1 protein-coding gene is annotated in these 1,096 nt (G+C 65.1%); it reads right to left on the bottom strand.

Annotated features, from left to right (window positions below):
• The coding region (locus N787_RS12880; RefSeq protein WP_156969038.1) for an HsdM family class I SAM-dependent methyltransferase at positions 1-1,096 on the bottom strand (1,096 nt) is incomplete at both ends.

The following is a 1,096-nucleotide window of genomic DNA, read 5'->3' as shown; positions in this document are numbered from 1 at the left end:
CACCATCACCACGCAGGGTTGGCGGGCCGCGGCGAACAGGAGCTTGCGCACGTCGCCGAAGTTGATCAGCGTCTCGATCTCATAGCGCGCCAGCACCTCGCGCATGAATGCGCGGCTGCTGGGCGCCGCCAGGATGCTGACCGGGAGGATGAAGCACAGCGTGGCCGACGGCGTTACGCACTCCAGGGCGCGCAAGATGAACGCGCCGGCCGTCTGACGCCGGGGGATGTCGAACCCCTTGGCCTTGGCCCACGTATCGCTCGAGAGCACCACGTTCTTCTTGGGTTCGACCCAGGGCGGGTTGGACAAGAAAATGCTGCAGTCGGGGGTCTTGAAGCGGGGATTGGCCTGCGAGAAGAAGTCGCCTTCGGCGCCGCCCTGCAGGTTATGGCCCACCAGCTTGGGCAGATGCGAGGACCCTTGCGCGGTCAGGATCGCGAGATCCGACGGGTCGAGTCCCTCCAGCACCGACAAGTACAGGCTGAACGCGGTCACCCGGCAGGCCGACAGATTGAGATCCGATCCGAAGATGCTGCTCTTGAGCAGATTTACCCGCTCGGCGAAGCCCAGCGTCCGGCCGGCCTGCGCTTCGGCCTTGCCCAGCAGCCGCCGATAGGCCGTCGTCAGCAAGATGCCCGAGCCGCAGGCGCCGTCGTAGATACGCTCGGACAGGAGGTTGGTCGACTTCGACAAGGCCAGGTCCACCACCAGCATCGCCAGGTGGCGCGGGGTGTAGTACGCCCCGACATCGCGCTTGTCATCCGCCAGGAACGACTCGTAGATGCCCGAGATCAGCTCGACCGGAATGAAGCGGAAGTCGTATTTCCAGAAGTCCTGCTGGTCGGAGACCAGGTCCACGCGGCGCAGGAAGGCGTGCAGGCGCGAAATCGCGGCTGCAGGCAGCTTGTTCCAGAACAGCTCGGTCTTCGCGCCCGGCTCGAACAGGTCGCCATTGAAGTCGGTCTTCAGGCGATCAAGCAGCCGGCTCACGCCCGCGACATCGCCGCGCCCCACCAGGGTGAATAGCGACTCCACATCATGGTCGCGACGATAGGTCTCGCCGGCGATGCCGCGGTGCTCGAGGTAGGAGACGAAC

This window comes from Arenimonas metalli CF5-1, from assembly GCF_000747155.1.
GTDB lineage: Bacteria > Pseudomonadota > Gammaproteobacteria > Xanthomonadales > Xanthomonadaceae > Arenimonas > Arenimonas metalli.
This window is presented reverse-complemented; position numbering and strand designations above follow the sequence as displayed.